The 340-nt window shown below is 68.8% G+C and carries 1 pseudogene; it reads left to right on the top strand.

Going from position 1 to position 340, the window contains the following annotated elements:
• Positions 1-340: pseudogene (locus tag ACFSOX_RS23645) on the top strand (calcium-binding protein); the annotation flags it as partial.

Here is a 340-nt window from a genome sequence, read left to right as displayed (position 1 = left end):
GCGGATCAGCTGTGGGGCGGCGAGGGCGACGACACCTTCGTCGTCGACGACCTCGGCGACGTGGTGATCGAGTACGCCGGCCAGGGCGTCGACACGGTGCGCGCGTCGATCGACTATCAGATCGCCGACGACGTCGAGATCGAGAACCTGGTGCTCACCGGCACCGCGGTGACCGGCATCGGCAACCACCTCGACAACCACGTCACCGGCACCGACGCCCACAACGTCCTCTACGGCGGCGCCGGTGACGACACGATCGACGGCGGCGCCGGCGGCGACCACATGTGGGGCGGCGAGGGCGACGACACGATCATCGTCGACGACATCGACGACGTGGTGA

This window comes from Rhodoplanes azumiensis (genome assembly GCF_042682915.1).
Classification (GTDB): domain Bacteria; phylum Pseudomonadota; class Alphaproteobacteria; order Rhizobiales; family Xanthobacteraceae; genus Rhodoplanes; species Rhodoplanes azumiensis.
Note: the sequence above shows the minus strand (reverse complement) of the source record. Positions and strands in the feature narration are given on the sequence as shown.